The sequence below is a fragment of the Agrobacterium sp. O3.4 genome (assembly GCF_041414895.1).
Taxonomy (GTDB): Bacteria; Pseudomonadota; Alphaproteobacteria; order Rhizobiales; family Rhizobiaceae; genus Agrobacterium; species Agrobacterium cucumeris.
Map to the genome: position 1 here is coordinate 182,429 of NZ_JALPZP010000006.1, position 22,483 is coordinate 204,911.

Below are 22,483 nucleotides of genomic sequence, written 5' to 3' on the forward strand. Positions count from 1 at the left end.
GCATGGGAAGCCGGGGTCAGGCCCGTCCGGCTTCCTCGATGAACCGGCGCAATAGCGGCAGATGCCGCCTCTCGGCAAGGCAGACGGCGTATTCGTCGATCAGTTCGCGGGCGTCGCCCAGAGGAACGAAGGAAAGTCGCGCATCGTGGCCGAACTCCAGATCGGCGACCACACCGCACCCCACCCCGTTGGCAATCGCTTCCCGCACGCCTTCTCTGGAGGAGATTTCGATCACCGGCTGGATGGAGATGCCGTGATCGGCGAGGTTCTTTTCGAAGATTTCACGCGTGCGCGATCCACGCTCGCGCATGACGAAGGACAGACCTTCCAGTTCGGCCATAAGGACGTTCTGCCGCGCAGCCAGCGGATGCGAGACGGGTACGCATAAACCAAGCCGCATGCTGAGAAATTTGACACCGTAAAGGCGCGGATCGTCGGGTGCGCGGGCGGTGATGGCGACATCGGCCCGGTAGTCGATGATCTGCTCCACTACCCGTGCCGAATTGTCGACCGAAAGGGAAAAGGTCAGCTGCGGCCGCTCGGCCTTCAGCCGTGAAAGAATGGGAAGCGGCAGGATGGGGCCATCGGCTGCAACGCGCAGGTGCCCGCCGGCGGCACTTTCCCCACCGCGAAGCAGGGCCTTCGCCTCATTTTCCGCCTGGAACAGGCGAGCGGTGATTTCGAACAGGCGTTCGCCCTGCGGACTGAGGCTCACCCCCCGCGGTTTTCTTTCCAGAAGGTTCACGCCGCTGATCGCCTCCAGTTCCCGAACATGGGCCGAAAGCGTGGACTGGCTTATCGCCATGTCCCGTGCAGCCTGGGAAAAACCGCCCGATTGCGCGACGATATGAAAGGCCTTCAGCTGCGTGGTCGACATGGGGTCCTGTTCTGCCGCCGGTCGACACGACTGGCGCCGATGCGGAGTAATTATCGGTGAAAACGCTGACAACTCCATGACGCCTGCGGGAAGGTTTCGTTTACCCCGCTGCGAAACCGATGGCGGGCATGGGAAATCTCTATGGCGCGTTTACACTTTGTTAGGAATTCGTCATCGGCGCGTTAGTCCCGGCCTCTAATCGTCCCGGTATGGCCAAAGGGCCAATCCGTTTCAGACAAAAAAGGCCAATGAGATGACGACACCTCAAAACTCAATCGCCAATCCCATCGAATCCTCCTCCGACTGGCTGCTGACCATTCCGCGGCTGTCGCAGCAACAGGGCATTCTGGTCTCGCCGAATGGTACCGGCATGGCGACGTCCTACAGCCTCGTTTATGACGTTTATTTCCCGAAGAATGGCTCCTCCGGTTGGATGCCATTTCTGCAGACCGACCTTACCAACGTCAGCGACGGTGATATTTTCGGCAAGGCAAGCGGTGACAGCTATGGTCTCGGCATCAGCAGCGATTATCGCGGCACCGCCAGATTGGACGCGTGGAACCGCATAGGCCTGACAATCGAAACGGACGCCAGCGGTGCGGTTTCGATGAAGAAATATATTAATGGGGAATTCGTCGCCGAGCAGAAGATTGCGGCATCCGGTGCTGGTCGCTTTGCCATCGACATGACCAAGGGCTTCCTGATCTTCTCTGACGAGGATGGTGAGACTTCGCCCGGTTATCTTAGCAATTTTCTGTTCCTCAAGCAGGCTCTGACTGCTGACGAGGTATCCTATCTCGGAGGCCCCAAGGCCACTGGCATTTTGCCGGTCGAGATGAAGTTGGAGGCCGAAAAGGTTGGCGTCCTCGAAACCCGTTTCGCCGAAGGCTCGGCCTCACCGGTTATGGGAGGTGGTACAGTCACTGGTAAAGGTACGACCCTGGAATTTAAGACACCGGCCCAGGCCGGTATTCTTGCCATCGGTGAAAAACCCGCAGTCGATACGGCCGCAGTTATTAAAACGTCTGCGATCAAGGACATGATGGTTACGCCGGATACGGCGAATGTGACCATTGATCTGTCGAAGCATTTCTCCGGTGAGAAGCTCACATTTACGGTTCAAAACAGTAAGAACGAGACTGTGGATGCGGTATTGACGGACGGCAACAAGCTGACGCTCGATTTTGCCGCCCTTGGTCATTCCGATATCCGAGTGACTGCAACTGACAGCGTCGGCAAGAGCGTTACGGACGACTTCCGCGTGCGTGTCGCCGGCCCGAATGCCTACACCATCGCAGTGTTCCCTGACACGCAGGACTATACCTCCAATGACGGTATCAAGCACCTGTTCGGCGAGATGACGCAATGGCTGGTCGACAATCGCGATAGCCACAAAATCGTCTTCATGAGCCATGTCGGAGATATAACCCAGAACAACCGCCCGGCCGAATGGGACATCGCCGAACCGGCGCTGCGCAAGCTTGACGGTAAGGTGCCTTACGCGCTGCTTCCGGGCAACCACGATCAGGCTAATGGCGGAAGCGCGGCTGACCACACCTCCGTTGAACTGGACCGCCGCTTCTCTGCCGAAAAGCAAGCTGCGACCAATGCTGGCGTCTTCGGCGGCGCCTACGATCAGGAACAGGCCGCCGCGCGCAATACCTACAGCACCTTTACCGCGCCTGACGGCACCAAATGGCTGTCGATCTCGCTCGAATTCGGCCCGCGCGACGACGTGATCCGCTGGGCGGGCGATGTCATCGAGAAATTCCCCGACCACCGCGTCATGCTCGCCACTCATTCGCTGACGAGCTATGCAACACGCCAGGACAATCTGGCCCTGCCGCTTTACGACGAAGGTGCGGGTTACGACTATGGCATGCGCACCGATCAGCGGGGTGCAAACGACGGCGAATATGTCGCGCGCGCCCTGCTGTCGCGTTATCCAAACATCGTCATGACCTTCTCCGGCCATATTTTCGGCGACGGCGCGGAAACCGACATCACGTACAACCAGTATGGCGAGCCAGTCTTCCAGTTCTTGGTCAACTACCAGAACGGTGTATCGCGTGAAATCACCGGAAACGGCGTCGAATCCCGCGGTAATAATGGCGGTAACGGTGCGATGCGCCTGATCACCATCGATCCCGACAATAACCGCATCACCACCGAAACCTATTTCACTGCCTTCGACGACTATCTCGACGGTTATCGCACCAAGCCGGAACTCGATCGCGATGGCCTGACCGGTTATTATCGCGGCCATCAGGAAGTGTTCGAGAACGTCCATGTCGGCCACGGCACGGCGCGGGCCATGGCTGAGGCCGGGGATGACATCGTCGCCAACGCCTCCACCGGCGCATCCTCCGCCGCTGTCTCCCTGTCCGCCGCAAAGTCGCTGTTGGCTGGTGAGATTCAAAGCTTCGTATGGACAGATAAAAATGGTGACGTCGTTGCAGAAGGCAGGGAGGCTTCAGTTGATCTCGCTCTTGGCAAACACCAGCTGACGCTCACGGCAACGGACGCCAATGGCGTCAAGACCACTGATAAAGTCGATGTTCTGGTACGCGGCGACCGCACCCTGCTCATTGAAAACTTCAACGACGGCAAAGCCGACGGCTGGGCCACCGATTTCGGGGCTGCCGATGGCAATACCGGCCGGTTCCTGCTGAAGGGCACGGTGTTTTCCCGTCCGACCGCGACCGCTGGTCTTGCCGCCCCCGAAGCCGCGCTTTTCGACCAGAGCGATGCGGCCGGCAACAAGCTCGTTTATATCGGCGCCCAGTCAGCGACCTGGAACGACTACGTCTTCGAGGCGACGCTGACGCAACTCGATAACGATGCGATGGGCGTCTACTTCTATTATAAGGACGCGAACAACTACTACCGCTTCGCCATGGATGGCGAAACGAACCGTCGCCAGCTCGTAAAGGTCGCCGACGGAAAGTCGGTCGTGCTTGCCGAGGTGAAGGAAGGCACCCCCTACAATATGGAAATTCCGCTGACCGTTGCAATGGTCGGCGGCTCCATCAACGTCTTCCTCGGTGACAAGAACGTCTTTGGCGGTCCTGTCGTGGATACAAACGCGCCGCTTTCCGGCGGCACCGTCGGCGTCTATTCCAGCGGCCAGCGGGCTTCGGTTTTTGACGATATCGTTGTGACGAAGGCCGTCACGACCGCGAAAGCAGGTATCGACCAGCGAACCTATGACATCGATGGCGACGGCAAGGCGTCCGTGACACTCGACGCGTCGGGTTCTTTCGGGCCAGAGCAACTGACCGACTTCACCTGGACCGACCTCAAGGGCAATGTCGTCGCAACCGGTAAAAAGGCCGATGTCGTCCTTGATGCGGGCGTGAATAAACTGCTCCTCAAGGTTACGGCTGCTAACGGCTCCATTTCAACCGATCGCATCGACATCACCGTCGTCGAAAGGACGAAAATCCTTGTTGTCGAGGATTTCTCTTCCGCCGCGGCAATGGCGCGTTTCAAGATCGTTGATGAGGGCGAGTTCGGCGGTATCGGGCCGGATGGCAAGTCGTCTGAATGGCTGATTTCCAACGGCAAGCTGCTTCAGACGACGGGACTTGCCAGCCGCGAACTGACCTGGAGCGGTGCAACCAACTCCGACTACTACAAGCGCGGATGGAGCCCCATGGGCGATGGCGTCAACGTGCTGCGTCTCGGCACCTATGCGCTGTTTCAAGATCCGGCGGCGCTTGCCTGGACGGATTATGCCGTTGAGGCGACGTTCCAGACCCCGGACAAGGACGGCCTCGGCTTCCTCTTCCGTTACAAGGACAGCAAGAATTACTACAAGCTGGAACTTGATGCCGACGGCATTCTCGACCGTAGCCCCGGCAACGGCGCCGGCAGCATCTTCAACCTCGTGCGCATGAAGAACGGCATCGAGGAAATTCTTGCCCAGGTTCCGGGCAAATACGAGCCCGGTCAGGCGATGAAGCTTCGCGCCGAAGTCGTCGGCGACAAGATCACAGCCTTCCTCAATGACGAGGCGCTGTTCGCTTATCCGATCGGTGACCGCGAACTCGATGCCGGTACCTTCGGTCTTTATTCCTGGGGCAATGCCGGTTTGACTTTCGACAATCTGACCGTCGTCGACCTGAAATCCGGGCTTGATGCAGGAAATATTATCAGCGGTACAGACGGCCACGACTTACTTGAAGCCAAAACCGCTGATGCGACCATCCTCGGCCACGACGGTAACGATACGCTTCTCGGCTCAACGGGCGATGATCGTCTGGATGGCGGCAATGGTGATGATGCGCTGATCGGTGGTGCTGGCCGCGATGGGCTCTCCGGCGGTGCCGGTGATGACAAGCTCTGGGGGGATGCCGGCGACGACATGATTTCAGGTGGTCTTGGCGACGATTTCATCGAGGGCGGCCGTGGCAACGATCTGCTGATCGGTGGCGATGGGTCGGACCTTTATCGTTACGGGCGCGGTGATGGTTCCGACATCATCATCGAGGCTGCGCCGGCAGCTCGTGGGACTGATATTCTTTACCTGCACGATATCAACAGAAGCGAGGCTGTTCTGCGCAAATATGGCCAGTCCGTCGAAATCGAACTGGCGGGCGGCGAAAAACTGTCGCTGCGCAACCAGCTGGCGGATGGCGGTATCGAAATGCTGCGTTTCGCTGATGGTACAAACCTCGGCCGCGAGGCCATCACCAAGGGTCTCGTGAACCGGGGTCCGGTCGCGGTGTCCGAAACGCTTGCCGCGATCAATGAGGATGCCGTGTCCTTCCTCATTCCGTTCAGCGCCCTGCTTGCGAATGACAGGGATGCCGATCTGGACGTATTGGCAGTGGCCAGCGTTTTCCGTGTCATTGGCGGAACGGCGGTTCTGGAGGAAACCGGCATCCGCTTTACCGCGGCCGCCAATTTCAACGGCAAGGCGTCCTTAAGCTACAAGATCGCCGACGGTCGCGGCGGTTCCAGCGAAGCGACTGCGGCCTTCACCATCAAGCCGGTCAATGACGCGCCTGTCACCGCCTCCATCGCCGTGACAACCGACGAGGATATCGCCCTTAAAGGCACGGTCGTCGCCTCCGACGTCGATGGCGACACGCTTTCCTATGCCATCAAGACGGGCGCAAATGCCTCGAATGGCACTGTCGCGATCGATGCCGCAACCGGTGAATGGACCTATACGCCGAACACAAATGTCAACGGAACCGACAGCTTTACGGTTGTCGTTTCTGACGGTAAGGGCGCCAGCGTCGAGAGCGTGGTGACCGCGACGGTCGCTCCCGTCAACGACGCGCCTGTTGCTGTTGCAGACAGGATTACGCTCCCCGAAAAGGACAAAGCCGCCTTCGATCTCGTCGCCAACGACACCGACGTGGAAGGCGACCGTCTTGCGCTCGTCAGCATCGCCGTGACGGCGATTGCGGGCCTTGCCATAACCAATCAGCAGGCGGCTGCCGCCTTCTCGGTGGTGGACGGCAAGCTGGTTGTCGATCCTTCCTCCGCCTTTGCGGCGCTGGAAGATGGACAGCAGGCGACCGTGACGCTCAGCTACACGGTTCGTGACACAAATGGCGGCGAAGCCAAGGGCACGACAACGGTCACCGTGGACGGCTATACCGAATACAACATCGTTGAAGGCGGTAATGGCAACGACATGCTGATCGGGACCAGCCGCAAGGATATGCTCGAAGGCGGCGACGGTGACGACACGATGGTTGCCGGCGAAGGCAACGACATGGTGGATGCCGGAGCCGGTAACGACCGTGTTCTCGCCGGCGAGGGCAATGATGTGATCGACGGCGGCGCAGGCAATGACGTGCTGATGGGCGGATCCGGTAACGACGTTATAAGCGGTGGAGCCGGAAACGACACGCTGAATGGCGGCGCAGGCGATGACACGCTGAGTGGTGGCATCGGCAATGATACCCTGACGGGTGGCAGCGGCGCCGACACCTTCGTCTTCGCCGCCGGTAATGGTCGCGATGTTGTCACTGACTTCGAGGCCGGTGCCGAGGGCAAGGATGTCGTTCAGCTCTCGAAGGATATCTTCTCGGACTACCAGGCACTCATCGCGTCCGGCTCCTTTACCAATGGGGAAAACGGCGCTGAGATTGCCTTCAACGACGGCTCTTCCATCACCTTCGCCAATGTGAAAACGGAACAATTCGCCATCGACGACTTCCGCTTCGCCTGAACCATGAAAGGCGCATCCGATCGGATGCGCCTTTTTTCGCTCGCAGGCACCTGTCACCGGCACGTTATCGCCGGCTGATACCGCCATCGCGATCTCAACGGATAGTAAAAATGCGTTTTCATTCTGCCAATAACAATGTTCGCCAGATCAAGGGTGTGTTCGCCGGCTGTGCCGGCGCTTTCATCGGCATCGGGCTGATGAGCGCTCTGGTCAATATTCTTTATCTCACCGGCTCGCTGTTCATGATGGAGGTCTATGACCGCGTCCTGCCGAGCCGCAGCCTGCCGACGCTGGTCGCCCTGTTCGGCATCGTCGTGGTGCTTTACGCGTTTCAAGGCCTGTTTGACGCCCTGCGCGGCCGTTTGCTGGTGCGGCTTTCCGATCGTCTCGATCAGGCGCTGTCATCGAAGATTTACGATGCGGTTATCGGCCTTCAGCTGCGCCTGCCCGTCAGCGGCCGTCAGGCGCAGCCGCTCCGCGACCTCGATACGATCCGCTCGTTCCTGTCCGGCAGCGGGCCGCTTGCGTTGTTCGATCTGCCGTGGTTGCCATTTTACATAGCCATCTGTTTCGCTTTCCATTTCTGGCTCGGTGTCACCGCACTTGCCGGCGCCGCCATTCTTACGATTTTCACGCTGATGACGGAGCTGGTGTCACGGCGTCCGGTGGAAGAGGCGGCGTACCACTCCGCCAAACGTAACCGACTGGCCGAAACCAGCCGCCGTAATGCCGATATTATTTCCGTCATGGGAATGGCTTCGCCCCTACGCGCACGCTGGCAGGCGGATAACCGCGCCTATGTCCGCGAGCAGAGATCGGCAAGCGACATCGCCTCCGGTTTCGGCGTGGCAAGCAAGGTGCTGCGCATGCTGCTGCAATCCGGCATCCTCGCGGTCGGTGCCTGGCTCGTCATCAACGAACAGGCAACGCCAGGCATCATCATTGCCGGTTCCATCCTGTCTGCAAGGGCGCTGGCGCCGGTCGATCTTGCCATCGCCAACTGGAAAGGTTTCATTGCTGCCCGGCAAAGCCGCCGGCGTCTCGAAAAAACGCTGGCGCTGCTGCCGGACGGGACCGCGCGCATGGATCTGCCCGCGCCGCACGCCCTTTTGTCGGTCGAGCGGGTGGGCGCCATGCCGCCTGAAGCAACTGAACCGGTGCTGCAGGACATCGTCTTCACACTCGCAGCCGGCAGCGCCCTTGGTGTGATCGGCGCAAGCGGCTCCGGCAAGAGTTCACTGGCACGGCTTCTCGTCGGCCTCTGGCGGCCGCTCAAAGGTGCCATTCGGCTGGATGGTGCGACGCTCGACCAATGGCCGGCGGAGGCCTTGGCCCGCCATATCGGCTACATGCCGCAATCTGTCGAACTGCTGGACGGCACGATCGCCGAAAATATCGCCTCCTTCGATCCGGAAGCGCGTTCGGAGAAGATCATCGCGGCGGCGCGCGCGGCCCGAATTCACGATCTCGTCGTCAGCCTGCCGGATGGTTATTCCACCGAGGTCGGAGAAACCGGACGGCAATTGTCGGCGGGGCAGAAACAACGGATCGCCCTTGCCAGAGCGCTTTATGGTGAACCGTTTCTGGTTGTGCTCGACGAACCGAATTCCAACCTCGATTCAGAGGGTGAGGATGCGCTGACCGCAGCCATTCTCGGGGTTCGCGAACGTGGCGGCGTGGCCGTCATCATCGCCCACCGTCCAAGCGCGCTTTTTGCCGTGGACAAGGTGCTGATGCTTGCCGACGGACGACAGCAGGCTTTCGGTCCGAAAGAGGAGGTGCTTGCCAAGGTGCTGCGCCCGGTTGGCGGCACGGCAGGCGCGCTTAAGGTCGTGCAGGCGGCGGAAACAGGAAAGGCTTGAAAATGGATGAATGGCAGACACTCAGGCGCTCGATCCGCAATCACCTTGTTGTCGGAGGTCTCGGATTTCTGACGCTGACAGGCCTATTCGGCGGCTGGGCGGTTGGCACGGAGATCGTCGGCGCGGTGATTGCGCAGGGATCGCTGGTGGTTGAAACCAGCCTTAAGAAAGTCCAGCATCCGGCGGGCGGTGTCGTCAGCGAGCTGATGGTCCGCGACGGCGATCGGGTGGAGGCCGGTGATGTGGTGATGCGCATCGATGCGACAATGACCAAGGCCAATCTGGCCATCGTCGTCAAAAGCCTCGATCAATTCACCGCCCGCAAGGCGCGGCTTGAAAGTGAGCGCGACCGGGCCGGCAGCGTGGTGTTTCCGCAGGCTTTGCTTGTTCGGGCCGATGACGCAGAGATTGCCGCGATGATGAACGCGGAACAGCGTCTTTATGACACCCGCAAGGCTGTCCGCGAGAGCAAAAAAAACCAGCTCGAACAGCGCGTGCGGCAGCTTCGTGATGAGATAACCGGCATGGAAGCCGAGCGTGCAGCGAATTTCCGCGAGCAAGGGATGGTCGATGAGGAATTGAACCGCTTTCGCTCCCTGCATGAAAGGGGCCTGATGGAAAGAAGCCGACTCAGCACGCTGGAGCGTCAGGCAACGGATATTGAAGGGGATATCGGCCGGCTGATGGCGGGCATTGGCGGCGTCGAGGCGAAGATCAGTGAAACGGCACTACAGATTCTCCAGGTTGATGAGCAATGGTCGGAAGAAGTCGGCTCGGACCTGCGTGAAATGGAAGCCCGCATCGGCGAATATGTCGAGCGGCGCGTGGCGGCTGAAGACCAGCTAAAACGTGTCGATATCATCGCGCCGCAGGATGGTGTCGTGCATCAGCTTTCAGTGCACACCGTCGGCGGAGTCGTGGCACCCGGTGAGCCGATCATGATGATTGTCCCTGAGGTCGACAAGCTGGTGGTTGAGGCCAAGGTTGCGCCGCAGGATATCGACCAGATCTATCATGGTCAGCGGACAAACCTGCGTTTCTCTGCCTTCAACCAGAAGACCACGCCGGAAATTACCGGAACGGTGGAGCGCATTTCTGCGGATGTTACGGTGGATCAGCGAACGGGTGCCAGCCATTACGTGGTGCGTGTCGCAACCTCTCCGGAGCAGATAAAGCGGCTTGGGGAATTCAGCCTGATGCCCGGCATGCCGGTGGAGGCCTTTATCACCACCGGCGAGAGAAGCGTTTTGTCGTATTTTCTCAAACCTCTGCTCGACCAGGCCAACCGGACGTTCCGCGAGGTTTGAGAGGCTGCGGCACCGAACCAAAAAATGGAGACGGTCTATAAAGGCTGCGTGTCCTTCGCATATGCGGTGCCGGACCGCCGACGGAGCCATGCAAAGCCCGGGCTTCGAGCTGATCCGCAATATCCGCATGCACCTCCGTCATCGCGAAGCGGTACGGCAGGGTGATCAAGTCGTCGATTGCAGGAGAAGTTGTCTCGTGGCGCAGGCGCGTTGCAGCTGGAGCCGGTTGGAGATCGGCATGACGACAAGGCTGCTCGTACTTATCGTCAGCCTCACACCGTGTGCCCATCAGGCGCACGGTGCTTTTTATTGCGGGACCGGATCGCGATCTATGGCGATCCGGCTCCGTTCGCACGAAAATGTCAGCCGATCTGCGCGTTATCGTCACGCTTGATGGCGATGACGGCCGAGCGTGGCAGCTTGCCTTCGCCATCCGGGAAGGGGGCGTCGGGGTGCTGGATGCCGACGAAGTGGGTGCGCTTGTCGCCGGACCAGGTCTGGCCGGTGACTTCGGAACCCTTAGGCGCAGTCAGGAAACGCTCGATACGGCCGGTGGCCGGGTCGCCCGCCAGCATCTGGTTGTTGCCCTGGCCGGCGAAGTTGCCTTCGTTGCTGTCCTCGCCATCGGTCTGGATCCAGAGGAGACCAGTACTGTCGAACATCATGCCGTCGGGCGAGTTGAACATGTTGCCTTCGTTGATGTTCGAGGAGCCGGCAAAGGCGTCCTTGTGCACGGCAGGATTGCCGGCCATGCAGAACAGGTCCCACTTGAACTTGCCGTCCGCATGGTCGTCATTTTCCGGATGCCAGCGCACGATCTGGCCGTATTCGTTCTTCTCGCGCGGGTTGGCAGCATTGATGGCCATGGCGTCGCCGCCGGCGTTGGAACGCAGCTTGCCGTCTTTGACTTCGCCGCGGCGGCTATTGTTGGTCAGCGCGCAATAGGCTTCGATGGCGACCGGGTTGATGGCGACCCATTCCGGACGGTCCATGGTGGTCGCACCCACCTTGGAGGCGGCCTGGCGGGTGAAGACGCAGATTTCGTCGATCTTCATGCCGGTGCTTTCAGGCGTCAGAGCCACCCATTCGCCTGCGCCGTCATCGGCGAACTTGGCGACATAAAGCGTGCCTTCGTCGAGCAGCCTGGAGGTGTCGCCGCCCGGCACGTAAATGCCGTTGGAGACGAATTTATAGAGGAATTCGCCACGCTCGTCGTCACCCATGTAAACGACGACGCGGCCGTCACGGGCAATCACCACGGCGGCGTTTTCGTGCTTGATGCGGCCAAGCGCGGTGCGTTTGATCGGGGTGGAGGAGGCGTCCGAAGGATCGATCTCGACCACGTAACCGGCGCGGCGCGGCTCGTTCGGGTTCTTGGCAACGTCGAAACGCGCGTCGAACTTCTCATAGGCGTAGCGGGTCTCGGCGACGATGCCATAACGCTTGTAGTCCTCAGGCAGCTTGAAGGCGGTATCGGTGGTGCCGAAATAGCCGTTGAAGTTTTCTTCGCAGGTGAGGTAGGTGCCCCATGGCGTGCGGCCGGCACCGCAATTGTTGAAGGTCCCGAGACAGTCGATACCATCAGGATCGGCGGCGGTCTTGACGAGCTCGGAGCCTGCGGCCGGGCCGGAAAGCTTCATCGGCGTGTTGTGGTGGATACGGCGGTTGAACGGGCTGTCGAGAACGATTTCCCAGCCCTCGTTGCCTTCCGCCACTTCCATGACGGTAACGCCCTGCATGTTCTGCAGGATCTTCACGTCGTCGGCCGTCTTCGGGTTGCCCTTGTCCGCGTGCGGCAGGTTGATTTCAGGGTTCACATATTCATGGTTGACGGCGATCAGCTGGTGAGCGCCGACCATGAAGAGTTCCATGCCGTCGGTATTTTCACCAAAGACCTTGTCGGAGTTTTCAACGCTGACACCCTTGGCCGCGTCGAGATCGGGAACGTTGGAAAACAGCGGCTGGCCCCATTTGGCAACCGGCTTCCAGCTGTAACCTTCCGGCACGTGAATGGTGTGGTCGGTTGCGGCCGCCACCGGCTTGAAGGGGAAGCGGCCAGCGGCGGCTTCCTGCGCTTCGGCCGAAGTGCTTGCCATCAGGTTGCCAAGCGTGCCCATGGCAGCTGCAGCCGAGCCGAAAGCCAGCACGCCGCCGAGGAAACCGCGGCGGGAAATCGCGGTTTCGACCACGCGGTCGAAATCGGTTTCGGCCGGCGGCGGGTTTTGCAGTTCATCCCATTCGTCCCAGGACAGCTTGCTCGTATCGATGTCGGTCATGTCGTGTCTCCACCGTTGCATGTTTGGAATCATTCCAACAAGCTGCGTACCGTTTGAGTATTTCACACGGATGACGGGAGGAGTGGCTTTAAATATGAGTTTATGGGAACAGAAACCGTTGTTTTTCCCTCATTGCGGGAGAAGGATGCGGGTGAGAAGGAGGTCTTCGAAATGGCCGAAGCGGAAGGCGATCTCCGTTCCCTCAAGCCAGTTACCGGTAAGGTCGGCGGTCAGGCGAAGCGACCCCGAGCCATCCGCGTCGTAAGCGGATAATTCGGCTGCTTCGAAAAAGAAAAGCCGTTTCACCGTCGGATAAAGCGCCTTGAACAGGCTCTCCTTGGCCGAAAAAATGAGCCCGGTCATGAAGGGATCGACAATGTTGCCGAGGCTGTGAAGCTCATGCGCCGTCAAGGTCTGCGAAGCGATATCGCGGGCTTCTTCTTCGCTCAGGCGTTTCTCGATATCGATGCCGATGCCGAGAAACCTGCTGCTGGAGCCGGCAAGCGCAATTGCACGATCACTGCTATGAGAAATCGCGCCGACCACCCCTTCGGGCCAGATCGGCGCGCGGTCCTCTCCCATTCCGGGAAATGATGCGTGGCCGGTAAGGCGGCGTATGGCTTCCGCCGCGCATCTGCGTCCCGCCAGAAACTCCGCCTTGCGTCTCGGCACCGCCCGCAACAGCTGTGCGGGCAGGGCAGGGGCGATGCTGCCACCGGTTTCGTCGTCGGGGCTGTAACGAAGGGTGAGGCAATGGCAATCGCTGCCGTCATCCGGCCACGGCCAGACGGCTTCCGGCTGGTTGCCAGAAACAGTCTCGTTATGCAATGCCGGCATGATCGCCATATCTGTCCCTCACTACGCCGGCGAGATCAGGCCGCGAGCGTTGCGCCGCCATCAACCACGATCTGCTGCATCGTCACGTGGCCAGCCTGATCGGAGGCGAGAAACAGCACCGTATCGGCTATATCATCCGGTCTTGCAATCTTGCCAAGCGGAATACCGAGCTTGAACTGCTCCGGCAGGCCGGCGATGAGCCGTTCCTTGCCGGTGGGATCGCTCAGCATGCCGGCCAGCATCGGCGTATCGGTGGAGCCGGGCGAGACCACGTTGCAGCGCACGCCATAGGGCGCAAGCTCTAGGGCGGCGCAATGGCTGAGGCTGACCAGCGCCGCCTTGGAAGCGCAATAAGCCATCATGCCGATGCGCGGCACCACGGCTGCATTGGAGCCGACATTGACGATCGCGCCACGCCGCTGCCGTTTGAAGGCGCCACTCCATTGCCGCAGCAGATGGAACGGGCCTGCGGCATTGACATCCATGCAGGCTTTCCAGTCCTCCGGCGTCAGGCTTTCGCTGTCGCCAAGCCGCAAAATGCCTGCGGCGTTGACGAGGATATCAAGACCGCCCCATTCGCTTTCGATTGCCTTGCATACTCCCTCCACCGCCGCGGCGTCGGTGATATCGAGGGCAATATGGCGGAATGGTGCTTCCGCTGTGCCGGCCAGTAGGTCGAGGCCGATGACTTCGGCCCCTTCCTCGATGAAACGTTCGGCGATGCGGCGACCAATGCCCTGGGCCGTGCCCGTCACCAGCACACGCCGCCCGGTAAATCTCTGTTGCGTCATCTTGTCCGTCCGCTCAGGCTGCAAGCCGCTTTTCTTCGATCAGTGTCCACCAGGCGGAAAGTGTGGGCACACGCGCCAGCTCATCGAAGCCGACGGTGACGCCGCGTTCCTTCAGCTCGCCGGCAAGTTTCATGACCTGCAGGGAATCCAGCCCGTAAAAGATCAGGTTCTCGTCGGGGTCGATGTCGCTTTCGTCTTCCACAAGCTGCAGGACACGGGCTTTCAGCCATTCGCGGGTGTCGGCAACTTCTCCCGCGCCGACAAGGCTTGCGGTGTCGATAACCACGCCGCAGCGTGTCGCCACATATTGCAGCGCCATGCGATGTTCGGCTTCCGAAAAATCGGCAACCCCGTCGCCGATCATGAAGGGCTGGATATCCTTCATGAAAGCTTCGACGGCCGTCATCATGCAGCCGATATGGGCGTAAACGCCGCCGACGATGATCTGGTCGCGGCCCCAACCCTTCATGCGTTCGGCAAGATCGGAACGCTGGAAGGCGCTGTAGCGCCATTTGGTCAGCACCACGTCATCAGGTGTCGGGGCAAGCTTATCCACCACCTTCTGCAATTCCGGGTCCACGACGGTGAGGCCCGGTCCCCACATGTCGTTCAGCAGCGCCCGGTCGCCCGGCGGCTGGTCATGTGGTTGAGCCGTGTAGATGACCGGTACGTCGTTCTGAACCGCCCATGCCTTCACCTTCGCGAGATTGTCGATGAGGGTCGTCATCAGCTTGCCGTCTGCCTCGTAGAACCGCAGGAAATAACGCTGCATGTCGTGGATGAGCAGTACGGCGCGTTTCGCGTCAGGCTGCCATTTTGTCTTGTTGGCCGGAAAGCTGGCGGCAACCGGCATCGGATAATCGGAAATAGTGGGGATCGTCATGAAGACCTCGGTGGTTTGGCGCGCCGGGCGGCGCATAGTGATTTGGGACGCCCTGTCGAGCGTCCCTTTCGATAAGAGCGCGTGTCAGGCACTGACGGCGACAGGGGGCGCCGCAAGCAGGTCGCGCAGGTGTTTCTTGTCGATCTTGCCGACGGCGGTAAGCGGCATGGCGTCGATGAAACGCACCCGGTCCGGCAGCTTGTAATCCGCGACGCCGAGCGCGGCGAGATGCTGGCGGATGGCCGGCGCTTTCAGCGCGGCATTGCGCGAGACGACGAAGACGCAGCTTTTCTCACCGAGAAGTTCGTCCTGCATCGCCACCAGTGCGGCATGCGTCACATCAGGATGCCGCAGGATCAGGTTTTCCACCTCTTCCGAGGCAACCTTTTCGCCGCCGCGGTTGATCTGGTCCTTCACCCGGCCGACGACCCGCAGATACCCTTCGGGCGTGCGCTGCACCACATCGCCGGAGTAATAAAAGCCCTGTTTGTCGAAGACCCGGGCGCTGTGTTCTGGCGCGCGGTAATAGCCCCGGAACGTATAGGGGCCGCGGGTTGCCAGCATGCCAGCCTCGCCCTCGGGCACATCATTGCCATCTTCGTCGACAATGCGGATTTCGTCATCCGGGCTAATCGGCCGCCCCTGAGTGGTGAAGACGAGATGGTCGGGATCACCAGCGCGGGTATAGTTCACCAGACCTTCGGCCATGCCGAAGACCTGTTGCAGCGCGCAACCCAGCACCTCCGGCACCTGGCGGGCCAGCGCTTCGGCGAAGCTTGCGCCACCAACCTGCAACAGCCTGAGGGATTTCAGCCTTTGGCGATGTGCGGGTGCTGCCTGCAACCACAATGCCACGGCCGGCGGTACCAGCGGCACCATGTCGATGCCGTGTTTCTCGATGAGGTCGAAGCAGGCGAGCGGCTCCGGATTGGCGGCCATGATTACCGTACCGCCGGCGTGAAATACACCGAGCGCACCGGGTGAACTCATCGGGTAATTATGAGCCACCGGAATGGCACAAAGAAAACGGGTTTGCGGCGAGAGTTCGCAAATCTCCGCGCTGGCCCGGGCGCTGTAATCGTAATCGTTATGCGTCCGGGGGATCAGTTTCGGCGTTCCGGTGCTGCCGCCGGAGAGCTGGAACAGCGCCACCTCGTCTGCCGCCGAAGGGGCGTAGGCCGGCGGATTTTCCGCAGGCGCGGCAAGCATCCGTTCAAGGCTGCGTTGCGGCTCCGTCGCGCCCAGCAACAGGGTCAGGGAGAGCTGCGGAGAGGAAGCCTTAAGCCCGTCCAGAAACGCGTCACTGGCGAAAAGCTCATGGCTGCGCGAGGCAATCACCAGTTTGGGCGCGATCTGTTCCGCATAGGAGGTCATTTCCAGCCGGCGGTGGCTGAAGAGCGCGTTGACGGGTGCTGCGCCGATTTTGATCAGTGCAAAAAAGACGAGATAAAACTCGGCGATGTTAGGCAATTGCACCAGCGCCGTGTCGCCCTTGCCGATGCCTGCGGCCGCAAGATGGCCTGCGAGATTGGAGGATTGCCGGTCGAGTTCGGCATAGGTAAAGCGGCGCTCACCGCAGATCAGCGCCGTCGCATCCGGCTGGCGCTGCACCTGTTCGGTAAGGATGCGGCTCAATGGCCTGTCGATCCAATAGCCGCGCTCGCGGTATAGGCGCGCCAGGTCGTCGGGCCAGCGTTCAAATTCGATTGTCATGGTTTGTCCCCGGGGAAAGTTCGGTCGCGCTCAGGCGGAAAGACCGCAGGCATTCAGCATGGTCTTGAGCTTGGTCTGCACCTCGGCCCATTCGGATTCGGGTTCCGAGGCCTCCACGATGCCGGCGCCGGCGAAAAGCCGCACGGTCTGGTGCTGCACGGTGCCGCAGCGGATCGTCACTACCCATTCGCCATTGCCCTGCGCATCCGTCCAGCCCACCATGCCGGTGAACAGGCCACGCTCGAAAGGTTCGACGAAACGGATGAGGCGATGGGCGCGTTCGGTCGGGAAACCGCAAACGGCCGGTGTCGGGTGCAGCAGGCACGCCAGTTGCAGCGCGTTGGTTTCCGGGTCGGCAAGACGGCCTTCGATACGCGTCGAAAGGTGCCAGAGCGCGGCCGTATTGATGAGGGAGGGTTTTTCCGGAACGTCGAGTTCCGCGCAGCATGGCGAAAGCAGCGAGCGGATATCCTCGATGACCAGACTATGCTCGTAGTGGTCCTTTTCCGACTCCGAAAGCCGGTCCGCATTGGCTTTGTCCGCCACCGGGTCGGTCATGCGTTTCGCAGATCCGGCCAGGGGGTTCGAGATGATCTTCTCACCCTGCTTGCGGATGAGCAGTTCCGGGCTGACGCCGATCAGGTCGCCGCCCTCCGGAAGCGGAATACGGAACTGGTAACCCTCGCGATTCTGCTTGGCGAGGCTGGCCAGCAATCTCTCGACATTGACCTCGGAGGCGAAGGTCAGTTCACGCATGACGGAAAGCACCGCCTTGCGTACTTCGGAATGGCGGAAATTGAGAATGGCATGCTCGACGGCATGTTTGAAACCGGCCTCGTCCGGCAGGCTGTTCTGGCCAATAAGCGCCGGCATGGCCGAATCAGTGGCGACCGGAACCGCGTCGCGCGGACTCCACTCATGGTTGTTGGGGACGTAAAGGCATGATGGTTCGCTGACATCGAAGGGGATTGCGCCAATCGCGATCGGATTGTCCTGTCCAGCCCGGCGTGCCCGTTCAAAAGCGCCCTTAATCGCCTGCTGTAAAGGGCTTGCCGTGTCTTCGCCACCGCGGGCTGGAAGAGTTATCCTTTCGCGAATTCCTTCGGCCCGCAACTGCCCAGTGCCGGAGGTAAACAAAAATTCTCTATTAAAATCAGTAATTTCGTCGGATTCGACGTCATTCGTCCTGAGTGCTCCCGTTTTCATGGGATGCCTCCTGTTCGAGTGGTTGACGATGGCTTATACTTGATTATGATAATCATGTTTTGTCAATCGGTGCAAACTCACATGCTAAATTTAACCCCGATGCAGGTGGCCTATTGGGTCGGTCGAGAGGCGGATGGGATACTCGGAAAAGTTACGCCCCATCTTTACCTCGAGTTCGACGGGCAGGGATTTGTCGCGGAAAAACTGGCCATTGCGGTCGAAAAACTCTGCCGGCGTCACCCCATGCTGAGCCTCAGGATCGATGCGGAAGGGCGCCAATCCGTCGACCCCGTCGGCCGGCCACTCCGCCTTGATGTCGAAGACCTGACCGCCCTCGATTCGGAGGCTCTGGCGCACCGGCTCGAGGCAAAACGGCGGGACTGGAGCCATCGGCAGACCGATCTGCGCACCGCATCCCCGGCGGCGATCTCGCTCAGCCTGCTGCCGCAGGGACGCAGCCGGTTGCATGTGGATACCGATATGCTGGCGATTGATCCCGCCAGCGTGCGGATCGTGATGGAAGACCTCGCCCGCCTTTACGAAGAGGGCGAAGGAAAAGACGAAACCGCGCTCTCGGGAGAGGTGGCGCCCTCCTTTTTCGACTGGGTGGAGCGTCTTGCCTCCGATCCGGAGCAGAGGACCCTGCGTGAAAGAGACCGATTGTGGTGGCGGCAGCATGTTGCGGATATTCCCGATACGCCGCCGCTGCCATTTTTGCCGGAAGACGCCACCCGTGCCGTTCACACGGATCGCTTCGCCACCACGCTTTCAGTGGCCGAACGAGGCAGTCTGGAGCAGGCGGCGCGGCGTTGCTCGGTGACGACATCGGCCCTGCTGCTCGGCATTTTCGCCGTGGCACTGTCGCAGGCGACACAGGCGCAAAAGTTCAGGCTGTCCGTGCCGGCTTTCTGGCGCGCGCCGCTGGTGGAAGGGGTCGATGGCGTCGTCGGCGAATTTTCCAATGTGCTGGTACTCGGCGTTGAAATCAGGCCCGATGAAAGCCTGGAATCGCTGCTCGGCCGCCTTTTCGGCGAGATGAACGGACTTCTCGCCCACCAGTCCTATCCGGGCGTCAGCGTCATGCGCGACCTCTCCCGTCTGCGCGGCGGTTTGCAGAACTCACCCGTGGTCTTTACCGCCGGCGTCGATCTGGTGGGCGGGGAATTGTTTTCGGAAAGGGTCGGGCGTGTGTTCGGCCCCATGGTCCACACCGTCTCGCAAGGGCCGGGGGTCGCGGTGGATGCGCAGGTTGCGGCGCTCGATGGGGGTCTGCTGATCAACTGGGATGTGCGGCTCGATGCGCTGCCGGAACATTGGTTACGCGCCCTTTTTGAAGCCTACACAGGCCTTCTTCGCCAGCTGGCGGATAGTCCTGATCTCGTTTCCGAAAGCGTGGAACGATTTGGCGCACAGCAGCCGAAACCGGCAGCCGAGGCAAAAGGAACACCGATGGAACGTCCTCTCTCACCCCTGCAACAGGCCTATCTGCTGGGGCGCGGCACCCATCTGCCGCTCAGCGGCGTGGCGATGCAGGAGTTTCGCGAGTATCGCGGTAATATCGACCCGTCCCTGCTTCAATCACGTCTCGCCGCCATGGTGGAGCGACATGAGAGCCTGCGCACCCGCATCGATGAGCGACGTCTGGTGCAGGTCGTCAGCGACGAGTTGAAGATCAACCTTGATATTGTTGATCTTTCCGCTTTGTCTTCTACCGAGGCGGAAGCGCGGATGAACGCCGTGCGACGGGATTTTTCCCATGCCCATTTCGATCTTGCTGCCTCTCCCTGGCAGGTTACGGTCTTCCGCCTGTCGGATGTCGATCCGGTGGCGCAAAAAGTCGCGGTCTTCCTGCGTTTCGATGCGCTGATCCTCGACGGACGGGCCATCGCCAGTCTGGCGGCGGAACTTTTCGACGGCGTCGTGCCGGCGGAAACTGCTGTGGCCAAAACGCCGAAAGAAGATATGGCGGCGGCCCGTGCCGAAGATGCCGCCTATTGGACGGAAAAGCTGAAAACTGCTGAAGTGCCGTCGCAGCTGCCGTGGAAAGCCCCGCTCGAAACCATCGCCGTCTCGCGTTACAGCCGTCAGAGCCTGACCGTTGAAAAACAGCGCTTTGCCGCCTTTTCCCGCATCGGCGCAAAAGAACGGCTGTTCAAGAATTCGGCGCTGACGGCGGTGATCCTCGATGTGCTGTCGCGCTGGCTGAATGAAGGCGCCCTCGTTGTCGGCGTTCCTGTCGCCCCGCAGGTGGAAGGGGCCTTCGCCAATCGTTCGAGCTTCATTGCAGTCGAATGGAATGCGGCAAAAGGTAACTTTGCCGAGCGTGCGGCGGGGCTGCAGACGGATGTGCTGGAAGGCCTGAACCACCTTGCTTTTTCCGGCATCGACCTCAACCGCGTGCTTCTTAATGCCAATGCGGGCGGGCTCGCTTTGCCGGTGGTCATCACCAACGGCCTGAGCTGGCCGACACTGTCGCCCGAATCGACCATGCGCTGGACGGACGGTCTCACGCAGACGCCGCAGGTGGCGCTGGACTTCCGCTTTTCGCAAAATCCGCAGGGTGATCTCGTCCTCGATATCGACTATGCCGAAGAGGCGATCGATGCCGCGATGGTCGGGAATATTCTCGCGGCCATCGAGCGTACGATTGCCGCGATCACGGATAACGGCGCTTACGCTTTCAATGCACGGGATATTGTCGACCTGTCCCATTATCGGTTGAACGGTGACGAGCGGAGTTTCGTCTGCCCGCCATTTCTGGAACGGATCGCCGCGCATCTTTTCGAGGGTGACCCGTCGCGCACCGCGCTCATCAGCGGTAAAAGGCGCATCTCTTACGGTGAACTCGGTGAGATGGTGGCCGGTGCGATGGCAGGCCTCAAGGCCCGTAATATAGGTCGAGGAGATGTCGTGGCGGTGTGCCTGCTGCGCAGCCCTGAACATACGGCCATCACGCTTGCCGCGGCACTGACAGGCGCCATCTGGGTGCCTGTTGATGCCGGCTCGCCGGAAGACCGACTGCGCTATCTGCTGACCAATTGCCGCCCGGCCATCATCGTTGCCAGCAGCGTTCCGCAGGGCTTCGAGGCCGTCGAACCGGAGGTGCTTCTCGCCACGCCCGCACCGGCGGGAACGCCTGTTGCCCTGGCGGAACTGGGGGCGCTGTCGCGCAGCGAGGAACCGGCTTATTACCTCTACACGTCAGGCACCACCGGCAAGCCGAAATGCGTCGTGCTTTCCAACCGCGCCACCGCCAATGTCATCGGCAGCACGCTTGCGGAATGGGCGGTTACGGAAAAGGACGTGTTCATTTCGGTCACGCCGCTGCACCACGACATGTCGGTCTTCGATGTTCTCGGCGCGCTGGTCGCAGGCGCGACGCTGGTGCTGCCGGAACCGGGCGAGGAAAAGGATGCGGTGCGCTGGAACGAACTTGTGGCCGAACATGGTGTGACGCTCTGGTGCTCGGTGCCGGCCATCCTTGAAATGCTGCTGTCCTGCCGCCGTGGCGACCAGCTTGCGTCAGTCCGGCTCGTGGCGCAGGGCGGCGATTACATCAAGCCCGTCATCATCGAGGACCTGCGCCGGCTGAAGCCCGATCTGCGGCTGATATCGCTCGGCGGCCCGACTGAAACGACGATCTGGAGCATCTGGCACGAGATCGTTGCGGAGGATATTGCGTCCATACCCTACGGCCATCCCCTGCCGGCCAATCGTTATTTCATCCTCAACGATCAGGGCCAGCATTGCCCGGCCGGTGTGGTTGGCCGCATCCATACGGTCGGCGTGAATGTGGCGATCGGTTATCTGGAGGACGGTGCCGTCACCCAGACGGATTTCGTCACGGTGGATGATCCCGAAGGCAAGCCGGTGCGCGCCTTCCGTACCGGTGACCGGGGTCGCTACCGGCCGGATGGCAAGATCATGTTTGCAAGCCGGGTCAATGGCTACGTCAAGGTGCGTGGTGTGCGCGTCTCGCTGCCGGATGTGGAAAACGAACTCATTCGCCATCCCGCCATCCAGCGGGTGCTGGTGGTGGACTATGGCGTCGAGCAAAAGGGCGAGGCGGCCATTGGCGTGCTTTATGTCACCGCGCCCGGCCTTGAACTCTCCAGCGCTGATCTGCGCAATTTCGCCCGCAGCCATCTGCCGGAATCGCATGTGCCTGGCCGGTTTCTCAAGGTTGATGACCTGCCGCTTTCGGCCAATGGCAAGCCGGATCGCCGCCGGGCGCGGGAGTTGCTGATGGCTGCGGTGGGTGGCGCGGAACCGGTAAAAATCTCCGCACCTGCGGCTGCTGCCGTCGATCAGGGCGACCGCCGGGTGCTGGATATCTATCTCGGTGTGCTGGGCAAAAAATCGGCGACGGTGGATGCAGGCAGCGACCTTCTCGCGCTTGGCCTCCTGCCATCGCATCTGAAGGCCGTTTCGGCGGAAATCCGCACCGCCTTTGGCGTTGAACTGACGCCGCAGCAGCTTCTGCGGTGCCGCAACGCCAGGCAGGTGACTTCGCTTCTGGCTGTGAAGGCGGCGTGATCCCA

At 60.7% G+C, this 22,483-nt stretch carries 11 protein-coding genes; 4 read left to right on the forward strand and 7 right to left on the reverse strand.

Annotated features, from left to right (window positions below; genetic code table 11):
• Window positions 1-16: 16 nt before the first annotated feature.
• Entirely contained in the window at window positions 17-877 is an 861-nt protein-coding gene (locus M0412_RS22370) for a LysR substrate-binding domain-containing protein (protein WP_142842877.1), read from the reverse strand.
• 253 nt (window positions 878-1,130) lie between these two features.
• On the opposite strand from M0412_RS22370, the gene M0412_RS22375 reads away from it, so the two are divergent.
• The 3 genes from M0412_RS22375 to M0412_RS22385 all read left to right on the forward strand — a co-directional run bounded on the left by M0412_RS22375 (window position 1,131) and on the right by M0412_RS22385 (window position 10,236).
• Entirely contained in the window at window positions 1,131-7,067 is a 5,937-nt protein-coding gene (locus tag M0412_RS22375; RefSeq protein WP_269702557.1) for an Ig-like domain-containing protein, read from the forward strand.
• Between the two features lie 110 nt (window positions 7,068-7,177).
• On the forward strand, window positions 7,178-8,929 hold the full coding sequence (locus M0412_RS22380) for a type I secretion system permease/ATPase (RefSeq protein ID WP_269702559.1): 1,752 nt from the start codon (window positions 7,178-7,180) through the stop codon (window positions 8,927-8,929).
• A 2-nt stretch (window positions 8,930-8,931) separates the two neighbouring features.
• On the forward strand, window positions 8,932-10,236 hold the full coding sequence (locus M0412_RS22385) for an HlyD family type I secretion periplasmic adaptor subunit (protein ID WP_269702561.1): 1,305 nt from the start codon (window positions 8,932-8,934) through the stop codon (window positions 10,234-10,236).
• Between the two features lie 362 nt (window positions 10,237-10,598).
• Here M0412_RS22385 and M0412_RS22390 read toward each other — a convergent pair whose 3' ends face one another.
• The 6 genes from M0412_RS22390 to M0412_RS22415 form a co-directional block, all read right to left on the reverse strand.
• Entirely contained in the window at window positions 10,599-12,512 is a 1,914-nt protein-coding gene (locus M0412_RS22390; protein ID WP_269702563.1) for a PhoX family phosphatase, read from the reverse strand.
• A 129-nt stretch (window positions 12,513-12,641) separates the two neighbouring features.
• A complete protein-coding gene (locus M0412_RS22395) occupies window positions 12,642-13,358 on the reverse strand; it encodes a 4'-phosphopantetheinyl transferase (RefSeq protein WP_269702566.1) in 717 nt (238 codons plus the stop codon).
• Between the two features lie 26 nt (window positions 13,359-13,384).
• Window positions 13,385-14,140 (reverse strand): 2,3-dihydro-2,3-dihydroxybenzoate dehydrogenase, encoded by a 756-nt coding sequence (gene dhbA / locus M0412_RS22400; RefSeq protein ID WP_269702568.1) that lies wholly within the window; start codon window positions 14,138-14,140, stop codon window positions 13,385-13,387.
• Window positions 14,141-14,153: 13 nt separating this feature from the next.
• Window positions 14,154-15,023: an isochorismatase gene (locus tag M0412_RS22405; RefSeq protein WP_269702570.1), complete on the reverse strand. Its 870-nt coding sequence runs from the start codon at window positions 15,021-15,023 to the stop codon at window positions 14,154-14,156.
• Between the two features lie 84 nt (window positions 15,024-15,107).
• Window positions 15,108-16,736, reverse strand: coding sequence for a (2,3-dihydroxybenzoyl)adenylate synthase (locus tag M0412_RS22410; protein WP_269702572.1), 1,629 nt, complete (start codon window positions 16,734-16,736; stop codon window positions 15,108-15,110).
• Window positions 16,737-16,766: 30 nt separating this feature from the next.
• Window positions 16,767-17,942 (reverse strand): isochorismate synthase MenF, encoded by a 1,176-nt coding sequence (locus M0412_RS22415; protein WP_269702574.1) that lies wholly within the window; start codon window positions 17,940-17,942, stop codon window positions 16,767-16,769.
• Window positions 17,943-18,023: 81 nt separating this feature from the next.
• On the opposite strand from M0412_RS22415, the gene M0412_RS22420 reads away from it, so the two are divergent.
• On the forward strand, window positions 18,024-22,478 hold the full coding sequence (locus tag M0412_RS22420) for an amino acid adenylation domain-containing protein (RefSeq protein WP_269702576.1): 4,455 nt from the start codon (window positions 18,024-18,026) through the stop codon (window positions 22,476-22,478).
• Window positions 22,479-22,483 lie beyond the last annotated feature (5 nt).